We start from the raw sequence: 16128 nt of genomic DNA, 5'->3' as shown, positions 1-16128 counted from the left end.
CCCAAAGAAAATCGAAAATAACCCATGCCTCTTCGTCTAAAATCACTTGAACTGCAAGGATACAAAACTTTCGCATCGCGGACCGTGTTTGAGTTCGCGAGCGGGATCACTGCCATCGTCGGGCCGAACGGTTCGGGGAAATCGAACATTGCCGACTCGCTGCGCTGGGTGTTGGGCGAACAATCGTACACGCTGCTGCGCGGCAAGAAGACCGAAGACATGATCTTCTCAGGTTCAGAACATCGTGCTCGCTCAGGCATGGCGCAGGCCATCATCACCTTTGATAACACTGAGCAGTGGCTGCCCGTGGATTTTTCGGAAGTGGCGCTTTCACGCGCGGCGCACCGTGACGGACACAACGATTATTTGATCAATGGTCAGCATGTGCGTTTGCGCGAAATGAATGAATTGCTTGCGCAGGCTGGTTTGAGCGAGCGGACTTATACGATCCTCGGTCAGGGCCTGGTGGATGCTTCGCTTGCATTGAAAGCTGATGACCGTCGCCGTTTGTTCGAGGAAGCTGCGGGCGTGGGTCTGTACCGTGCGCGCCGCGACGACGCCCTCAAACGACTTGAAAACACTGAGCGAAACCTCGAGCGTGTGCTCGATATCATGGCCGAACTCGAGCCGCGCATTCGCAGTTTGGAGCGGCAGGCAAAACGAGCCATCGATTTTGCGCGTGCCCAAGCGGATATGAAACTGATCCTGCGCGAATGGTACGGTTTTCACTGGCATCGCGCACAGCGTGACTTGACCGATGCGCGCGAGACCGTGCGCGGGCAGGAAGTGCGCGTGCGTGACCTGCGCGTTGTGCATGAAAAGACCCAAGCCGAATACACCGCCTTCCGTGAGAGGCTTTCGGGACTGCGCGCGCAATTGAACGGCTGGCATCGTCAGTCGGCGGATTTGCATAACCAGCGCGAAGCCATCAGCCGTGAACTGGCCGTTCTCGAAGAACGCCGCCGCGCATTGACCAATACACAGGCCGCCATCCTTTCCGATCAGGAACATGCGATGGATGAGTTGCATCTTGCCAATGAACGCTATGGCGAGGCGGAGCAGGATATCACGCGCATTCAAAGCGAATATGAAGAAGCCAGGCAGCAGCTTACGAACGCCCAAAGCGGATTGCAGTCACGTCAGTCTGAGCGGGCCGCGTTGGAAGAGCAGGCCGCGCTCATTCGCAATCAGATCGAAACCTTGAGTCAGCAGCGTGCCGAAAACAGCGCCCGACTGGACGAATTGAAATCGCGCCTCGAATCGCAGACTCAGAAAATTGAACAAACCAAAAATGCCATTTCCAATGGCGAGTCGCTTGCGGCAAAGACGAAGGCGCAATATGAATCCGCGCACACGGCGCGTGAACAGGCTGTCCTCGCTTTGCAGGAAGCCGAAGAAAAAGCAGTCAACAAGAAAAATGAAGTGGATGCGATCGAGCGTGAACGCCGCGCAGCTCTTGAGCGCCGTACTATTGAGGAATCTGATTTCTCGCGTTTGAAGGCGCAGCTCGATGTTCTCGAACAATCCGAGCAGTCGCTGGCGGGATATGCCGAAGGTGCGCGTTATTTGCTCGATGCCGCCCGCAATGCTTCGCAAAAACTTACAGGTGTACGCGGCGCGCTTTCCGCCGCGCTGGATGTTCCCGCCGAATTGGAAATTGCCGTTGCCGCCGCACTTGGCGATACGCTCGATGCAGTGCTGCTCGATGAAAATCAACTTGAAGAAGCGCTGAGTTTGCTCGAATCGGATAACGCCGGGCGGGCGGCTTTGCTGCCGCTCAGCGAGCAAAATGGCGATCTACTTTTCAAACCAGAAGATGCCGATTGCCTTGGGGTCGCCTCTGAACTTGTCAACGCGCCCGATGAATTGCGTAGTGCGGTGCGTTTAATGCTGGGCCAAACCCTGGTCGTGCGCGATCGAAATACTGCGCGCAGGCTGGTGAAGGATTTGCCGAATCATGCCCGTGTTGTGACTCTGCGCGGGGAAGTGTTCCGCGGCGACGGATTGGTCATCGCTGGGAAGACCGCTTCTTCCTCCGCCTTGAGCAGGCCTCGCCAAAAACGGGAATTCGAATCCGCCTTGAGCGGACTCACCGCACGACTGGCTGAATCCAACGAACTCGTGGAACGGCTGTCCAATCAACTTGCGGGCGCACAGCGTGAACTGACACAAGCCGAGACCGATGCCCGCGAAGCCCGCGTCAGACTAGGTGAAATTCAAGAGACCGAGCAGCAGGCCGGGCTTGAGTCAGAATCGACGAATCGTCAGCTTGAGTGGCAGAAAAATCAGTTGAAGCAGTTGGAAGCCGAGGCGTGGGAATCTGCTTCGATCCAGCAAAAAATTACCGAGTCTCAAACCGAAGTGGAGAATCGTTCAGCGGATTCGCAAACGCAATTGAAGGACATCAACGCGAAGCTGAATGAAATGGCCCTCGATGAATTGCAGGATCAGGTTTCATATTGGGGTACGCGCGTGGCTGTGGCCGAGCAAAGTGTGGGAAGTGCCGCCACAAAACGTGACGACCGCGCGAAGGAAATCACGCGGCTCGATGCGCGGCGCGTGGAGCTGGCCTCCCGTTTGCAGGAAGCCGAGAATTCGCTCAACAATCTCGATAACGAAAAAGCACGTTTGCGTGAAAATGAATCAGGCCTGCATGGACAAATTGAAGAAATGCGTGTGCTGATTGAGCCCGCCGAAAAAGACCTTGAAATGGCCGAGCAGGAAGAAGCGCGTTTGCAGGAAGCCGAGGCAGGTGCACAGCGTATCTTCGCCAATGCAGAACGTTCGTATGGCCAGGTTCAATTGGAACAGCTGCGCAAGCAGGAAGCACTCGATAATTTACATCAAAAGATCACCGATGATTTCGGTCTGGTGATGTTCGATTATGCGGCGGATGTCTCTGGCCCCGTGCCGTTACCGCTGGATGGCATGGTCGAGCAATTGCCCGTTGTGACGGAACTCGCGCCCGAGATCGAAGAGCAGTTGACTCATCATCGCGCGCAGTTGCGCCGCATGGGTCCGATCAACCCCGATGCAAAAACGGAATATGATCAGGAAAGTGAACGCTACACCTTCATGAAGTCACAGGTGGAGGATCTGCGCAAGGCCGAATCCGACTTGAAGCAGGTCGTGGCCGAGTTGGATGAGATCACGAAGCAGGAATTTATCCGCACCTTCGATGCGGTGGATAAGCAATTCCGCGAAACTTTTGTGCGTTTATTTGGCGGTGGTTCAGCGCGGCTTGCGTTGACCGACCCTGAGAATCTTGTCGACACTGGTATTGAGATCGAGGCGCGTTTGCCTGGCCGCCGCGAGCAGGGATTGGCCTTGCTTTCGGGTGGTGAAAGAAGTCTCACGGCCATTGCGCTGGTGTTTGCGCTTCTCAAAGTTTCGCCCACCCCTGTCTGCGTGATGGATGAAGTGGATGCAATGCTCGATGAGGCCAATGTGGGCCGCTTCCGCGATCTGCTGATCGATTTGAGCAAAGATACGCAGTTCATCATCATTACGCACAACCGCAACACGGTGCAGGCTGCCGATGTTATTTACGGTGTGACAATGGGGCGTGACTCAGCCAGCCAGATCATCAGCCTGCGTCTCGACCAGGTCACGGATGATATGTTGAAAAGGGGATAAGTGCGAAGGATGAATTGTGTAGGATGAAAAAATCCCGCCTCGTTTCAAGGCGGGATTTTTTGCTCTGAAAAGAATTTGAGAGGAGAAGAATTTTTATTTATCCTTCATCCTTCAACTTTGCATTTACGGCGCTTCGGTTGCAGCTTCCTGTTCTGCTAATGCGGTGTTCTGGGCATTTGCAGCTTCGGTGGCGAGAGTAATGAAGTTCGGCTCGCTGGGAACACGTTCCTGCCAGAAGTCGAAGATTTCCACGCCGTATTCATCAAAAGCGGCGGTCAGCCATTCGCGGAAGACCTTGTCGCGGGCGGCGTTGTATTGATCGACGGAAAGCGGACGTTCCTGCTTTGCGATCAACTGAATGATGTGGAAGCCGTACTGACTCTGAACGGGCGTTGTGGTGAAGTCGCCGGGTTTTTCCAATGCGAAGGCTGCGGTCTCGAATTCGGCTACCATGGCGCCTGCGCCGAACCAACCGAGGTCGCCGCCAAGGGCGCCGGAGCCGGTGTCGGTGGAGAATTCCTGCGCGAGGGCGGCAAAGTCATCACCGCTCTTGAGTTTCTCAATGAGATTGAGCGCGGTTGCTTCATCGCCTACCAGAATGTGACGTGCCCAAACCTGTTCTTCGGTGCGGGCAACATCGGCGGCGATGATGTCCTTGAGTTTCGATTCAAGGAGTTGATTTTCAAAAACTTCCTTGTAAACGTTGCCGTCGAAACCAAGAGCCATCAAACGTTCGTTGGCTTCGCTAAACTGCTTATCGAAGCCTTCTTGCGTGTAGGGGGTGCCAGTCGGCTCAGGGGTGCTGGTGGGACCCGTTGTGGCTGTGACTGTCGCAGTGACGGTCGGGGTGAACGTAGCGGTGGGGACAAGGGTCGCCGTGGCCTCGGGGGTTCCGGTGATCAGGGCGGGGTCAATTGTCGCAGCCGGGGCGCTCGTCGCGGTGCTGGTCGGTTCAGACGTGTTTTCAGGGGTCGCGCTGGGAAGTGGAGTAATGGTCACGATGTCGAACGCGCCGGCAGGCGGCTCGGGCATGGTCACTTCCGTGGGCGTGGTGGAAGGGGTGGGGGAACCGTTCGGGAAGTAACCGAAGGCACCTTCCGTCAATTCATTGACCTCTTCCTCGCTCACGGTAATTCCGCGCTTGGCGGCTTCCTGACGGATGATTTCTTCGTTGATCATCTGGTCAAGCACTGACTTGCCAAGAGAAGAGGGAGAGTCCAGCATGGATTGGATCTGCTGCAACTGTGAATTTACATCAATACCGAACTGGGCATACTGCGTATAGGTTTGGTACTGGGCCAATAACTGCTGGCGCTGTAAACGTACACGCGCCTCGAACTGCTTGGTGAGGATTTCAGTCTCGCCGACCTTTGCGACCGGGCGCTTGAGCTGGAAATAGTTAATATCCAAATAGCCGTACAAAACCAAAAGCAGAACCGCAGCCAGGATCCCGATAAAGGTATATAAAATGATCTTGCTCTGCTGCTGCTCACGTTGAAGGCGTGCAACGTGCTTTTTATGCAAAACGGGATTCTCGTTAGGCATCTTCTTGCTCCTTTATGATGGACAGCCCAAGGGCTGTCGATTGCATATTATTTTTACACAGGCTGCCGTTTAACACATACCCGCCTGGAGATTTTGGTGCCACGAAGACATATGGCCACAGAAGGAAACCGGCGAACGGTTGCCTGGCGGCGTCCCTGGCTTCACCCGGTCATTCCATTTCGGTTTGTGTTTTTCGGGGCAGGTGGGCGTTGAAAGTATCCCGCATAATGCGTTCAAGCAGGATGGCAGCCAGGGCTAATTACGATTTCAGGAATTAGCGGGTGGCATAAATTCGGGGCATGGGAATTGCTCCCATACCCCGCAAGGTTCTTTCGAAAATTATGAACGGTTGTCGTCCAGGGATCGTCCGCTAAAAGGCAGAAATGCCACGTGGCGCGCCTGTTTAACGGCGGCTGCCACAACACGCTGATGTTTTGCGCATGCGCCGGTCTGGCGGCGCGGGCGAATCTTGCCTTCCTCGGTTATATATTTGCGAAGCAGATCGGTCTTCTTGTAGTCGATGACCAGCATCTTGTCGGCGCAAAATTGGCAGAACTTGGGTTTGGCGAAAAATCTGCGGTCACCACCGCCTTCGCCGCCACCCGAATAGTTGCGTTCTTCACTCATGATTTACTCCAAACAAACTAAAACGGAAATTCATCTTCCGCCATGGACGAACCATTTTCGGCGGAGGAGAGATCGGCTTCCTGGGTGTGGTTATTGTTCGCATCGCGACGGTCGCCCAGCATCATCATCTCGTTCGCAACGATTTCCACACTGGTATGCTTCTGACCTTCCTTGTCATCCCAGCGGCGGGTTTGCAAACGACCTTCCACAAAAACCTGCTGTCCTTTCACAAGATACTGCTTGCAGATTTCAGCGAGATTACCCCAGGCCACCACATTGAACCACTCTGTCTCGCTGTGGCGTTCCCCGTCCGCGCTATTCCACGAACGGCTTACGGCCACCGAAAAAGTGGTCACAGGTTTTCCTGATGGGGTGTAGCGCATCTCGGGGTCTTTCCCGAGATGACCGATGATCTGAACTTTATTAAGGCCTCGGCTCATAATAGTCTCCTTGATAAATTACCGGGCAATGCAACAAAAAAATTAACCAACAACAGAAAGCATGTGACGAATGATCGGCTCTTGATAGCGCAGATTGCGTTCAAGATCAGAAGTTGTAGACGGGTTCATGGACAAGTTCAAAAGAACGAACTGACCTTCGCGGTGCTTCTTGATAATGTAGGCCAGCTTGCGACGGCCCCACACATCAACCTTATCCACATTACCGCCTGATTCAGTAACCCAACCTTTCACCTTCTCGAGCACGCTGTTAAAAGCATTCTCGTCCAGATCTGGCTGGATCACACAGACTAATTCATAATTACGCATAGGGAAAACCTCCTTTCCATGGGTTTGTTCCTGTTCAAACCGTTGGCTAGCCAGGAACGGAAAGGCACGCATATAATAACGTACCTAATTTAGCGGGCGAAGTTTACCACAAAACCATTTTATCTGGACGAAAAAACGCCTCATACTTAACTGAAAACTGCTCCCGTCCGAAGGGCATTTTCAGCAGGAGGATAATGTGCGTCGCACCTTCCACCTACCTCACATAGATCGGATTGCTGTAAATCCACCCGCGCAGTTTCCCCAGATATCTGCGATAGGCCTCGATGCGATATACCCCTGCATCTGTCGTAATGTGCACACAGGAAGATTTATTCTTCCAGGTATTGATCACAACCCCATCCTTCAACAGCCGAATCTCCGCATCTGACGGGAGTTTTGCCTGCAATGTGACGCCTCCCTTGGCAGGGATTTCATCGCCCATGATCGCATTTTTCTCCAGTCCTTGCGCCGTGAAATGAAATCCGCGCGTGGGAGCGGGCAGGTCATAACCGACAAAACAATGACCCGCGGCCATGGCTTCATAGATCAGCTTTTTATCGATATTGACGTCGCCGCTCAAAGCCTCAGGCAGGATCAGGTGCGTATTTACCGTGCGGAAGTGAAATTCGTACGGGAAGATCACACGGCTGATCGGTCCCAAACTCATGTGCAGGGCATGAGCATCTGAGCCGCCGATGGCAACCACCTGCGCACCTGTGGAAAGAAGTTCGTCCCATTTTAAAACGGTGTTGGGAATCGGCTGGTGAGCCACCAATGCAGGGAAGAGGGCATAAAACGCCCCGTGGAAAATTGTCGGTACAATGGTCTTTAATTCGCTCAACGCATTCCATAACTCGATTCCCGTGTAGTGACGAACCGACCAGTCCTCCCACGAAATATCCGTTTCCTTGAAGGCGGGTGCGGCAGGGTCATCGGGATGGGCGATGAAAGCCAGTCCGCCAGAAGCCTGCGCTTGATCAATGAGCAGCTGCGGGTCATGGGCGAACGTGGCGAGTTCCCTTCCGCCGCCAAAGACCAGCAGGTGATTCTTCTGCGGGTCCCGCGCCTGATCGTGAACTTCCTCGCCGATCAACATGAGGATCTTTTTGTTCTTTTCCTTATAATAGCCTTCGAAACCCTGCACCAGCACGTTGTGGTCGGTCACGATCACGGCGTCCACACCAGCCGCAAGTGCCGCTTTGGCAATATCCTGGTGGGTACCACTTCCATCGGAGTAGCGTGTATGCATGTGCAAATTGACGATAACTTCGGGCATAAACTCCTCTATAATCAAACTCTTTCCCCTTTCTTCAAAGAAAAGAAGAAAGAGGAAAGACGATTCAAGAAAACCTTTGTTGACGATTCACTTCCGAAACAGGTATAATCTGCCCGCTAAATTTAAGGAGGCATATCGTATGGAAAAGTTTTTGGATATTGCGCTGATTATAACCTCAGTAGGTTTGATCCTTGGCGTCATCCTGCAAAGCAAGGGCGCAGGGCTCGGTGGTCTTACCGGCGCAGATACCGGTGGTGTGTTCACTGCCCGCCGCGGTATTGAACGCATTCTCTTCTGGGTGACCATCGCACTGGCTGTGATATTTTTCGGTCTCGTCTTCGCTGTCATCATTATCGGAGGCTAGAAAACGCAAGCCTGTAAAGGCCGCCGGGCCATTGCCCCCGTGTGGGGCGGCGGCGGCCTTTCTTTATTTTCACAACAAATTATGAAAAAATTACGCTGGCAGATTCTGGTTGTAGCGGTCACGGTTGTGATCGTGGCTCTGCTGTTGCTTAGCCAACAACCAATAAGCACGTCCTTTTTGCCCGAAGCCGCGCCGGGGGGAATCTACACCGAAGCGCTGGTCGGTTCCATGGGACGCCTCAATCCCATGCTGGATTGGAACAACCCTGCTGACCGGGATATCAATCGCCTGATCTTTAGCGGTTTGATCCGCTTTGACGCGCACGGGCTGCCCCAGCCTGATCTGGCTGAAGCATGGGGCACATCTCCCGACGGTACACTCTACAATTTTTCAATTCGATCAAATGCGGTCTGGCACGATGGCCAGCCTGTTACCAGCGACGATGTCATCTTCACCATTGAGATGATCAAGAGCAGCGGTTCGCTGTTCCCGCAGGATATCAAAGACTTGTGGTCGCAGATCGAGATCAAGCGGTTTGACGACAAAACCTTCCAGTTCAAACTCCCTGAACCCTTTGCCCCGTTTTTAGATTACGTCACTTTTGGCGTTTTGCCGAAACACCTGCTCGAAACCATCCCTGCAGACCAACTTGCCACGGCGCAATTCAACCTGCAGCCAGTAGGCACGGGACCCTATAAATTCGACCGTCTCACAACCAGCGGCGGACAGATCACCGGTGTGGTGCTTAATTCGAACGAGGATTATTACCTGCCGGGTCCTTTCGTTGAGCAGATCGTTTTCCGCTTTTACCCTGACTCAGCCTCCGCTCTTGACGCATATCAGCAGGGGGAAGTGCTGGGCGTCAGTCAGATCACCAACGATGTTTTGCAGCAAGCCTTGATGGAGCCGACACTCTCGGTCTACACCAGCCGCCTGCCGCAACTGGGATTGGTCTTCCTCAACCTCAACAATCCCACCGTATCCTTTTTGCAAAGTGACAAGATCCGCCGCGCGTTGTTGCTTGGCATCAACCGCGAGTTGATCGTTTCGCGCATCATGCAGGGACAAGCCATCATCGCCGATGGTCCCATTTTGCCGGGGTCGTGGGCTTACTACGAGGAAATCGAACATTTTGATTATGATCCCGATGCTGCCGCAGCGTTGCTAAAAGCTGAAGGGTATGTGATACCAGCCAGCGGCGGGGATGTACGCGCCAAAGACGGTCAATACCTGACCTTTACGCTGACCCATCCCGATGATGCAGTCCACACCCGAATCGCGCAGTCCATCCAATTGGATTGGTCTTTGATCGGTGTGCGCATCGACTTGCAGGCGGTCTCGTACGATTCGATGGTTAATGATTACCTGACCACGCGAAATTATCAGGCTGCGCTCGCGGATCTGAATACCGCCCGCACACCCGACCCTGATCCGTATCTTTTCTGGCATCAATCTGAAGCCACAGGCGGACAGAATTATTCGCAGTGGGATAACCGCACGGCCAGTGAGTTTTTGGAATCCGCGCGCACCGAAGCGGATTTTTCCTCGCGTTCGCGCTTGTATCGTAATTTTCAAGTACTGTTCACAAAAGACATGCCTTCGCTGCCTTTGTATTACCCCGTCTATTCCTATGGTGTGGATTCACAAGTGCAGGGTGTGCAAGTGGCACCGATGTACGATGTGAGCGACCGCCTCGCTTTGGTCGCGGAATGGTATCTCGTGACAAGGCGCACCCTCGAACAAACACCGGTGCCGACCGTGGCGCCGTAAAAACGACTGAAGTCGTTACTACCTTATAAGGAGTGACAATGTCTGACGCACAAAAAGCAATTGAATATGCTCATCAAAATCGCGAACGCTTTTCCCGCGAATTGACCGAGTTCATCAGAATCGAATCCGTTTCAACTGACGATGAATACAAGCCGCAGGTATTGAAGGCTGCTGAATGGGCTGCCGACCATCTGCGCAAGATCGGAATTGAGAACGTGGCACTCATGCCCACCGGCGGACATCCCGTTGTGTATGGTGACTGGCTGAAGCGACCTGGCGCGCCGACCGTTTTGATCTACGGCCACTATGATGTCCAGCCTGTCGACCCCATTGAATTGTGGGAGACCTCTCCGTTCGAAGCGACCGTGAAAGGTGATTATCTTTTCGGACGCGGCACCTCCGACATGAAGGGGCAGGTCATGGCGACATTGAACGCCGTCGAATCCATTATGAAGACGGGCGACTTCCCCGTCAACCTCAAGTTCATGTTGGAAGGTGAAGAGGAAATCGGTTCGATGAATATGGGTAACTTTTTACCCAAACACAAAGACCTGTTCAAAGCCGATTTTTGTTTGAATCCCGATGCGGGTGCGATCTCTGCCGATGAACCCACCATCACCTTCGGCTTGCGCGGACTCGCTTATTTCGAAGTCCATGTGTATGGGCCAACGCGTGACCTGCATTCAGGTTTGTTCGGCGGCACGGTTCATAACCCTGCGCAGGCACTGGCTGAATTGATTGCGGGCATGCACGATTCCAATGGCACGATCACATTGCCGGGCTTTTATGACTCGGTTCGCCCCGTGACTGATCAGGAACGTGAAGCTACCGCAAAACTGCCCACCACCCCTGAAAGCTATTTGAAACAAACCGAAGTGCCTGCTTTGTGGGGCGAAAAGGAATATACACCTGCCTTGCGCACTGGCGCACGTCCCACACTGGAAGTAAACGGCCTTCTCTCAGGGTGGACTGGTCCCGGTTCGAAGACAGTCTTGCCCGCGAAAGCGATGGCAAAGATCTCTTGCCGCCTCGTACCCGATCAGGATCCCATTGAAGTTCATAAGCAGCTTGTCCGCTACATGGAAGAGCATGCCCCCAAGACCGTCACATGGGAAGTGAAAAATCTGCACGACAGCCCGTGGGCGATTACCGATGTCAACACCAACGGTGTCCGCGCGATGGCTGCCGCGATGGAAACGATCTGGGGCAAGCCGCCCCTCTATCGCCGCGAAGGCGGATCGATCGGTGTGGTCGCCATGCTGCAAAACATCTGCGGCGTCGAATCAGGTCTCGTCGGCGGCGGCCTGCCCGATGACAACGTCCACTCGCCGAATGAGCGTATGCACCTGCCTACGTGGCACAAGAATATGGATGCGTTCATCCATTTCTTTTTCAACATGAAATAGAACAAAGGACTCAATGGAAGACAGAATTATCACTTACGGCGGACAGGCCGTTCTCGAAGGCGTTTTGATGCGCGGACAAAAGGCGTTTGCCATTGCCATGCGCGCACCCGATGGCTCGATCACCATTCACACCGAAAAACTTGCAAAAGTGTACCGCTCGGGAATTACCAAAGTCCCGTTCATTCGCGGCGTCATCCTGTTATGGGATGCCCTCGGATTGGGCATGAAAGCCCTGACCATTTCCGCGAATACCCAAACGGGTGAGGATGAAAAATTGGAAGGCCCCGCTCTTTATCTGACCTTGGGCCTGTCCATGACCATCGGCATTGGACTCTTCTTTTTGCTCCCTGCTGGCATCGGCGGCGCGGCCGAACATTATCTCGGCTGGAGTTCCTGGTTGAACAACCTGACCGAAGGCCTCGTGCGTTTGGGGTTACTGGTCGGTTATGTCTGGGCGATCAGCTTCATGCCCGATGTAAAGCGTCTGTTCATGTATCACGGCGCGGAACATAAAACCATCAACGCCTTCGAAGCAGGCGCGGAATTGACTCCCGAAGTCGTCGCGAAATATCCCATCGAACACGCGCGCTGCGGAACGGCCTTTTTGCTCACGCTGGTTTTGCTTTCCATTTTGGTCTTCACTTTGCTTGGCCCCATGCCGCTTTTGTGGCGCTTGGCCACCCGCATCCTGTTCATCCCCGTCCTCGCAGGCATCGCCATCGAATACATTCGTTGGACAGCGAATCATTTGGATAGCCCCTTCGTCCAATTTTTGATCAAGCCCAACCTCGCCCTGCAGCACCTCACCACCCGCACCCCCGACCTTGCCATGCTCGAAGTGGCAATCCAGTCATTTCAGTCCATGCGCAAAGCGGAGAGCGAAGCAGGGTAATTTCTTCACTCTTTTATAAGAAACAAAAAAACGACTCACCCCAAAGTTAATCTTCGGGTGAGTCGTGTTTTTATGAACCAAATAATGAGACGCTGATCTCTACTTTTCATCAGCGTTTTTCTGCATCCTGTTGAGTTATTCCCTGCGCCCCTTCGTCACAATGCGGATCGGGGTGCCGAGGAAGTTGTGCTGTGCGCGGATCTGATTTTCGAGATAGCGGATGTAAGTGAAATGCATCAACTTGGGCTCATTGACGTAGATCAGGAAGGTCGGCGGGTCAGAGCGAACTTGTGTGCCGTAGAACATCTTGAGTGCGCGGCCTGCATGAGTCGGGTGTGGATGCGCATCTTGAGCCTTGTGGATGATCTCATTGATCGTGGAAGTGGTCAGGCGGGCGAGGCGTTCCTCCTGCACTTGCAATGCCATCGGGAGGACCTGCTCCATACGCTGACCAGTTTTCGCGGAGATAAAGAGAATCGGTACGTAATCCATGAAGTTCAATTCGTGGCGGATCTTGGTCGTGTACTCTTCCATCGTCTCGTTATTTTTTTCGATGGCGTCCCATTTATTGACGAGCACCACACACGATTTCCATTCATCGAGGATGTAGCCTGCAATGTGCGTATCCTGTGCGGTGATGCCTGTAGTGGCATCGATCATCAGCAGGGCTACATCGGCGCGTTCGATGGATTTGAAGGCGCGCAGCACGCTGTACTGCTCCACGCCGTGTTCGATCCTGCCGCGGCGGCGAATGCCTGCTGTGTCGATCAATGTGACGGATAATCCGCCGAATTCCATTTTGGTGTCAATCGAATCACGGGTGGTTCCAGCGATGGGGCTGACGATCACGCGCTCGATGCCAGTCAATTTGTTGAGTAGACTCGATTTTCCCGCATTCGGTTTGCCGACGATGGCGATCTTGATGCTGTCATCTTCTTCTTCGGCTTCGGGTTCTTTGAAGGAAGCCACAAGCGCATCGAGGATGTCGCCTGTGCTTGTGCCGTGAATCGCAGAGATGGGATAGGGGTCGCCCAATCCTAATTCGTAAAATTCACTTGCCTGGTCGCGCCGTTCCTGCGACTCGCATTTATTGACCACCACAAAGATCGGCGGCCAGAAGGTGCCATCGGGCAGTTTTTTTTGCGAGCGGCGCAAAATCTTTGCCACTTCGAGGTCTGGCTCGGTAATGCCGGTCTCGCCGTCATTGACGAATAACACGGCGTCCGCTTCCTGAATGGCGACCTGCGCCTGCCTGCGGATGTCTTCGATAAAATCGACAGAACCAACTGACAGCGGAGTCTTGCCGCCATGGGTTGGATCAATGCCGCCCGTGTCCACAATGTTGAAGGAGCGGCCATTCCATTCCGCTTCACCAAATAAACGGTCACGGGTGGTGCCGGGGGTGTCATCCACGATGGCTAAACGTTCGCCCGCGAGACGATTGAAAAGAGTTGATTTTCCGACATTCGGTCGGCCGACAAGTGCTACGACAGGTTTCATAATTTGTTTTTGATTTCCAGTTTCCGATATTTGACTAACATTACCACAAAGACTCAAAGTCTCGAAGGCGTTTAACCATTTTGGTGGGCCGCCTTCAAGACTTCAAGATTAAGTTCTGTTCGCCGTTAAGGGGTCGGCGTTACGGCTGGTGTGCCGATCAATGAGATCACAACTTCCAGCGTGTTTGGCAAAATTGATTCTACAACAATATCCGAGATCAAGACTTCGACTTTCGGGACAACTTGATGCGTACCGATGCCGAGTCCTGTCAGGTCGACGGTCACTCTTATCCCTTGTCTGGTCAGTGTGTCGAGAAGCGGGAGCGGCCCCGAAAGAATGACATCGACCGTCATGGGGGAGACTTGAGCGGTCAAGCCTGGGTCAATGCCGATGATCTCAACCTTTTCACTTGCAAGAGTCACACTGCTTTCAATGGGGGAGATGCCTGCCTGAATTAAAACAGTTTGCTCACCGACGATGGATATGCCCTCGGGCAGATTCAACGCGAGCCGTGTGTTGATATTTTCCTGTGCATTCTGCAAACTCAATGGCTGTGTTTCCACAATGCCGGGCAGGCTGTTGACCAGTTGCGGGTCTGCCGCGAAGACCGTGACGATGGGCGGGTACACGGAAATATCCGTAAGCCGATAGCCGCTCGCTGCGCGTCCCGACACGATCACTTTGACGGCCACATCGCGATATCCGCCTTGCTGACTGACCGGTAGACTGATATGGATCGAGTCTGGTGAAACAGTGACATCATCGACTCTCTGTCCCTTTTCATCGAGGACTTCAATGGGCAGGGTCTGGTCGAAATCTTCGCGGATGCCGCTCACGTTGACGAAAACCCGTGCCCGCGAAACTTTCTCGACCTGTGACTGGGCGCCCGCTACAATGATCTCTGTCGTTTCAAGAGCCACATCCCCAACCTGATAGCCGATTGCGGCTTCGCCGGAAAGGCTGACATCCAGGCTGAAGGTTTGCGTGGTTAGTGATTCCAGTAAAAATGTGACCGTATGCGGCGAGGCAGAGACGATCTGCACTGGGCGAGCATCAATTTGAATCTGCAGTTCGGTGACGTGTTCCCCGGAGCTTAATCCCGAGAGATCTAAAATAGCGCGGACACTTTGCGGGTCAGATTCGATCACATCCCAAACCGAGCGCGGAGCGCGGAGCGTCAATTCCATTTCAGTTGGCAGTTCGCTGCTCAGCACAAGATTCGGGTTTTGTCCCACCACCTGTATCGGCACACCGGAGGGAAGCGTGCGGGTCTCATCCGGGTCCGCTGAGGTGACGGCAGAAATCCAGACCGCCATTGCCAGCGCAAATGACCATAGAAATGTGCGGTAATTTTCAGAGATCCATCGGAACATGTGCAACTCAACTTATATAGAACATACCACAGGTTTCCTGTTTAGGCCCGATACCCTATGGAATGGCGGGCAATCCTATCATGGTTTATCTTTTTTTGAGGAAACCAACCCCGGGAATATTCTTTCAAACAGATTCGGTTTGTGGCCTTTGCCGTTGGGACGGAAAAAGGCGGTGAGGATGTTTTCGAGTCGGTCCGGGTCAAGGCGGCGCAGCATTCTGCCTGCGTGCGCAATGGAAATGGCTCCAGTTTCCTCGGAGACCACCACGGCGATGGCGTCACTGGTTTCTGAGGTGCCGAGTGCGGCGCGGTGGCGCAATCCCATTTGACGTTCGGGAGAGCGGTTCAAAATTCCACTGGCTGAAAGCGGGAGCACACAGGCCGCCGCAACGATCTGCGAGCCGACGATGATGACGCCGCCATCGTGCAGGGGGGTGTTTGGATAAAAGATTTGGAGTAGTAATTCCGGTGTGACACGGGCGTACATTTGCACACCGCTTTGCGCCAGTTCATCGAGATGATCGAGTCTTTGCATGATGATCAAGGCGCCGTGCTGACGGGCCGATAATCTCGCTGCCGCACTGACGACCGCGCGGATGGTCTGTTCAAGGGCCACATCTGTTGATTTGACGGAAGCAGGCCAAACGGTCCCAGCCCGACCGAGACGCTCCAGCGTCCGTCGAATCTCCGGGGCGAAGATCACCGGCAGGGCAAGTAATAGGGCGGGCAGGGAATTCTGCGCGAACCATGAAAAGGCTGGCAGGTCTACAAGACTGGTCAGTAGAATGAGCGCGACCACAAGCAGGATCATTCCACGCAACAACGCCATGGCCTGTGTATCGCGCAGCGAGTAAAGCAGGCCAAAAAATATCAACGTGACGAGCATGATATCCAATACGCTCAGCCAGCTGATTCTTTGAAATATGAAAAAGACGTTGTTGAGGATTTCAGTCACAGTTTTGGGTGATGGAGG

At 53.7% G+C, this 16128-nt stretch carries 13 protein-coding genes; 5 read left to right on the top strand and 8 right to left on the bottom strand.

The features are described 5' to 3' along the window. Positions 1-24: 24 nt before the first annotated feature. A complete protein-coding gene (gene smc, locus IPI86_RS22175; protein ID WP_345300207.1) occupies positions 25-3636 on the top strand; it encodes a chromosome segregation protein SMC in 3612 nt (1203 codons plus the stop codon). 123 nt (positions 3637-3759) lie between these two features. On the opposite strand, the gene IPI86_RS22170 is transcribed toward smc, so the two are convergent. From IPI86_RS22170 to IPI86_RS22150, 5 genes are all read right to left on the bottom strand, one after another. Beyond that, a complete protein-coding gene (locus tag IPI86_RS22170; protein WP_345300206.1) occupies positions 3760-5181 on the bottom strand; it encodes a peptidylprolyl isomerase in 1422 nt (473 codons plus the stop codon). Positions 5182-5520: 339 nt separating this feature from the next. Further along, the gene (gene rpsR, locus IPI86_RS22165) at positions 5521-5808 is read right to left on the bottom strand and encodes a 30S ribosomal protein S18 (protein WP_345300205.1); all 288 of its coding nucleotides are present in this window, start codon (positions 5806-5808) and stop codon (positions 5521-5523) included. 17 nt (positions 5809-5825) lie between these two features. Next, a complete protein-coding gene (locus IPI86_RS22160; protein WP_345300204.1) occupies positions 5826-6248 on the bottom strand; it encodes a single-stranded DNA-binding protein in 423 nt (140 codons plus the stop codon). Between the two features lie 42 nt (positions 6249-6290). Next, positions 6291-6575 carry a 30S ribosomal protein S6 gene (gene rpsF / locus IPI86_RS22155; protein WP_345300203.1) on the bottom strand — a complete coding sequence of 95 codons (285 nt, stop codon included), beginning with the start codon at positions 6573-6575 and terminating at the stop codon, positions 6291-6293. Positions 6576-6789: 214 nt separating this feature from the next. Continuing rightward, positions 6790-7851, bottom strand: coding sequence for a CehA/McbA family metallohydrolase (locus IPI86_RS22150; RefSeq protein ID WP_345300202.1), 1062 nt, complete (start codon positions 7849-7851; stop codon positions 6790-6792). A 139-nt stretch (positions 7852-7990) separates the two neighbouring features. Here IPI86_RS22150 and secG point away from each other — a divergent pair, with 139 nt between their 5' ends. The 4 genes from secG (at position 7991) to IPI86_RS22130 (ending at position 12283) form a co-directional block, all read left to right on the top strand. Further along, entirely contained in the window at positions 7991-8215 is a 225-nt protein-coding gene (gene secG, locus IPI86_RS22145) for a preprotein translocase subunit SecG (RefSeq protein ID WP_345300201.1), read from the top strand. Positions 8216-8296: 81 nt separating this feature from the next. Continuing rightward, entirely contained in the window at positions 8297-9985 is a 1689-nt protein-coding gene (locus tag IPI86_RS22140; protein WP_345300200.1) for a peptide ABC transporter substrate-binding protein, read from the top strand. Positions 9986-10023: 38 nt separating this feature from the next. Further along, positions 10024-11391, top strand: coding sequence for a dipeptidase (locus IPI86_RS22135; RefSeq protein ID WP_345300199.1), 1368 nt, complete (start codon positions 10024-10026; stop codon positions 11389-11391). A gap of 13 nt (positions 11392-11404) precedes the next feature. After that, positions 11405-12283, top strand: a complete 879-nt coding sequence (locus IPI86_RS22130; RefSeq protein WP_345300198.1) for a DUF1385 domain-containing protein — start codon at positions 11405-11407, stop codon at positions 12281-12283. 135 nt (positions 12284-12418) lie between these two features. Here IPI86_RS22130 and der read toward each other — a convergent pair whose 3' ends face one another. The 3 genes from der to cdaA form a co-directional block, all read right to left on the bottom strand. Then, complete coding sequence (der, locus tag IPI86_RS22125) at positions 12419-13786, bottom strand: ribosome biogenesis GTPase Der (RefSeq protein WP_345300295.1); 1368 nt, start codon at positions 13784-13786, stop codon at positions 12419-12421. A gap of 122 nt (positions 13787-13908) precedes the next feature. Continuing rightward, positions 13909-15156, bottom strand: coding sequence for a CdaR family protein (locus tag IPI86_RS22120; protein WP_345300197.1), 1248 nt, complete (start codon positions 15154-15156; stop codon positions 13909-13911). A 78-nt stretch (positions 15157-15234) separates the two neighbouring features. After that, positions 15235-16110, bottom strand: coding sequence for a diadenylate cyclase CdaA (gene cdaA, locus IPI86_RS22115; protein WP_345300196.1), 876 nt, complete (start codon positions 16108-16110; stop codon positions 15235-15237). Positions 16111-16128 lie beyond the last annotated feature (18 nt).

The sequence above is a fragment of the Candidatus Villigracilis affinis genome, assembly GCF_016705895.1.
Classification (GTDB): domain Bacteria; phylum Chloroflexota; class Anaerolineae; order Anaerolineales; family Villigracilaceae; genus Villigracilis; species Villigracilis affinis.
Note: the sequence above shows the minus strand (reverse complement) of the source record. Positions and strands in the feature narration are given on the sequence as shown.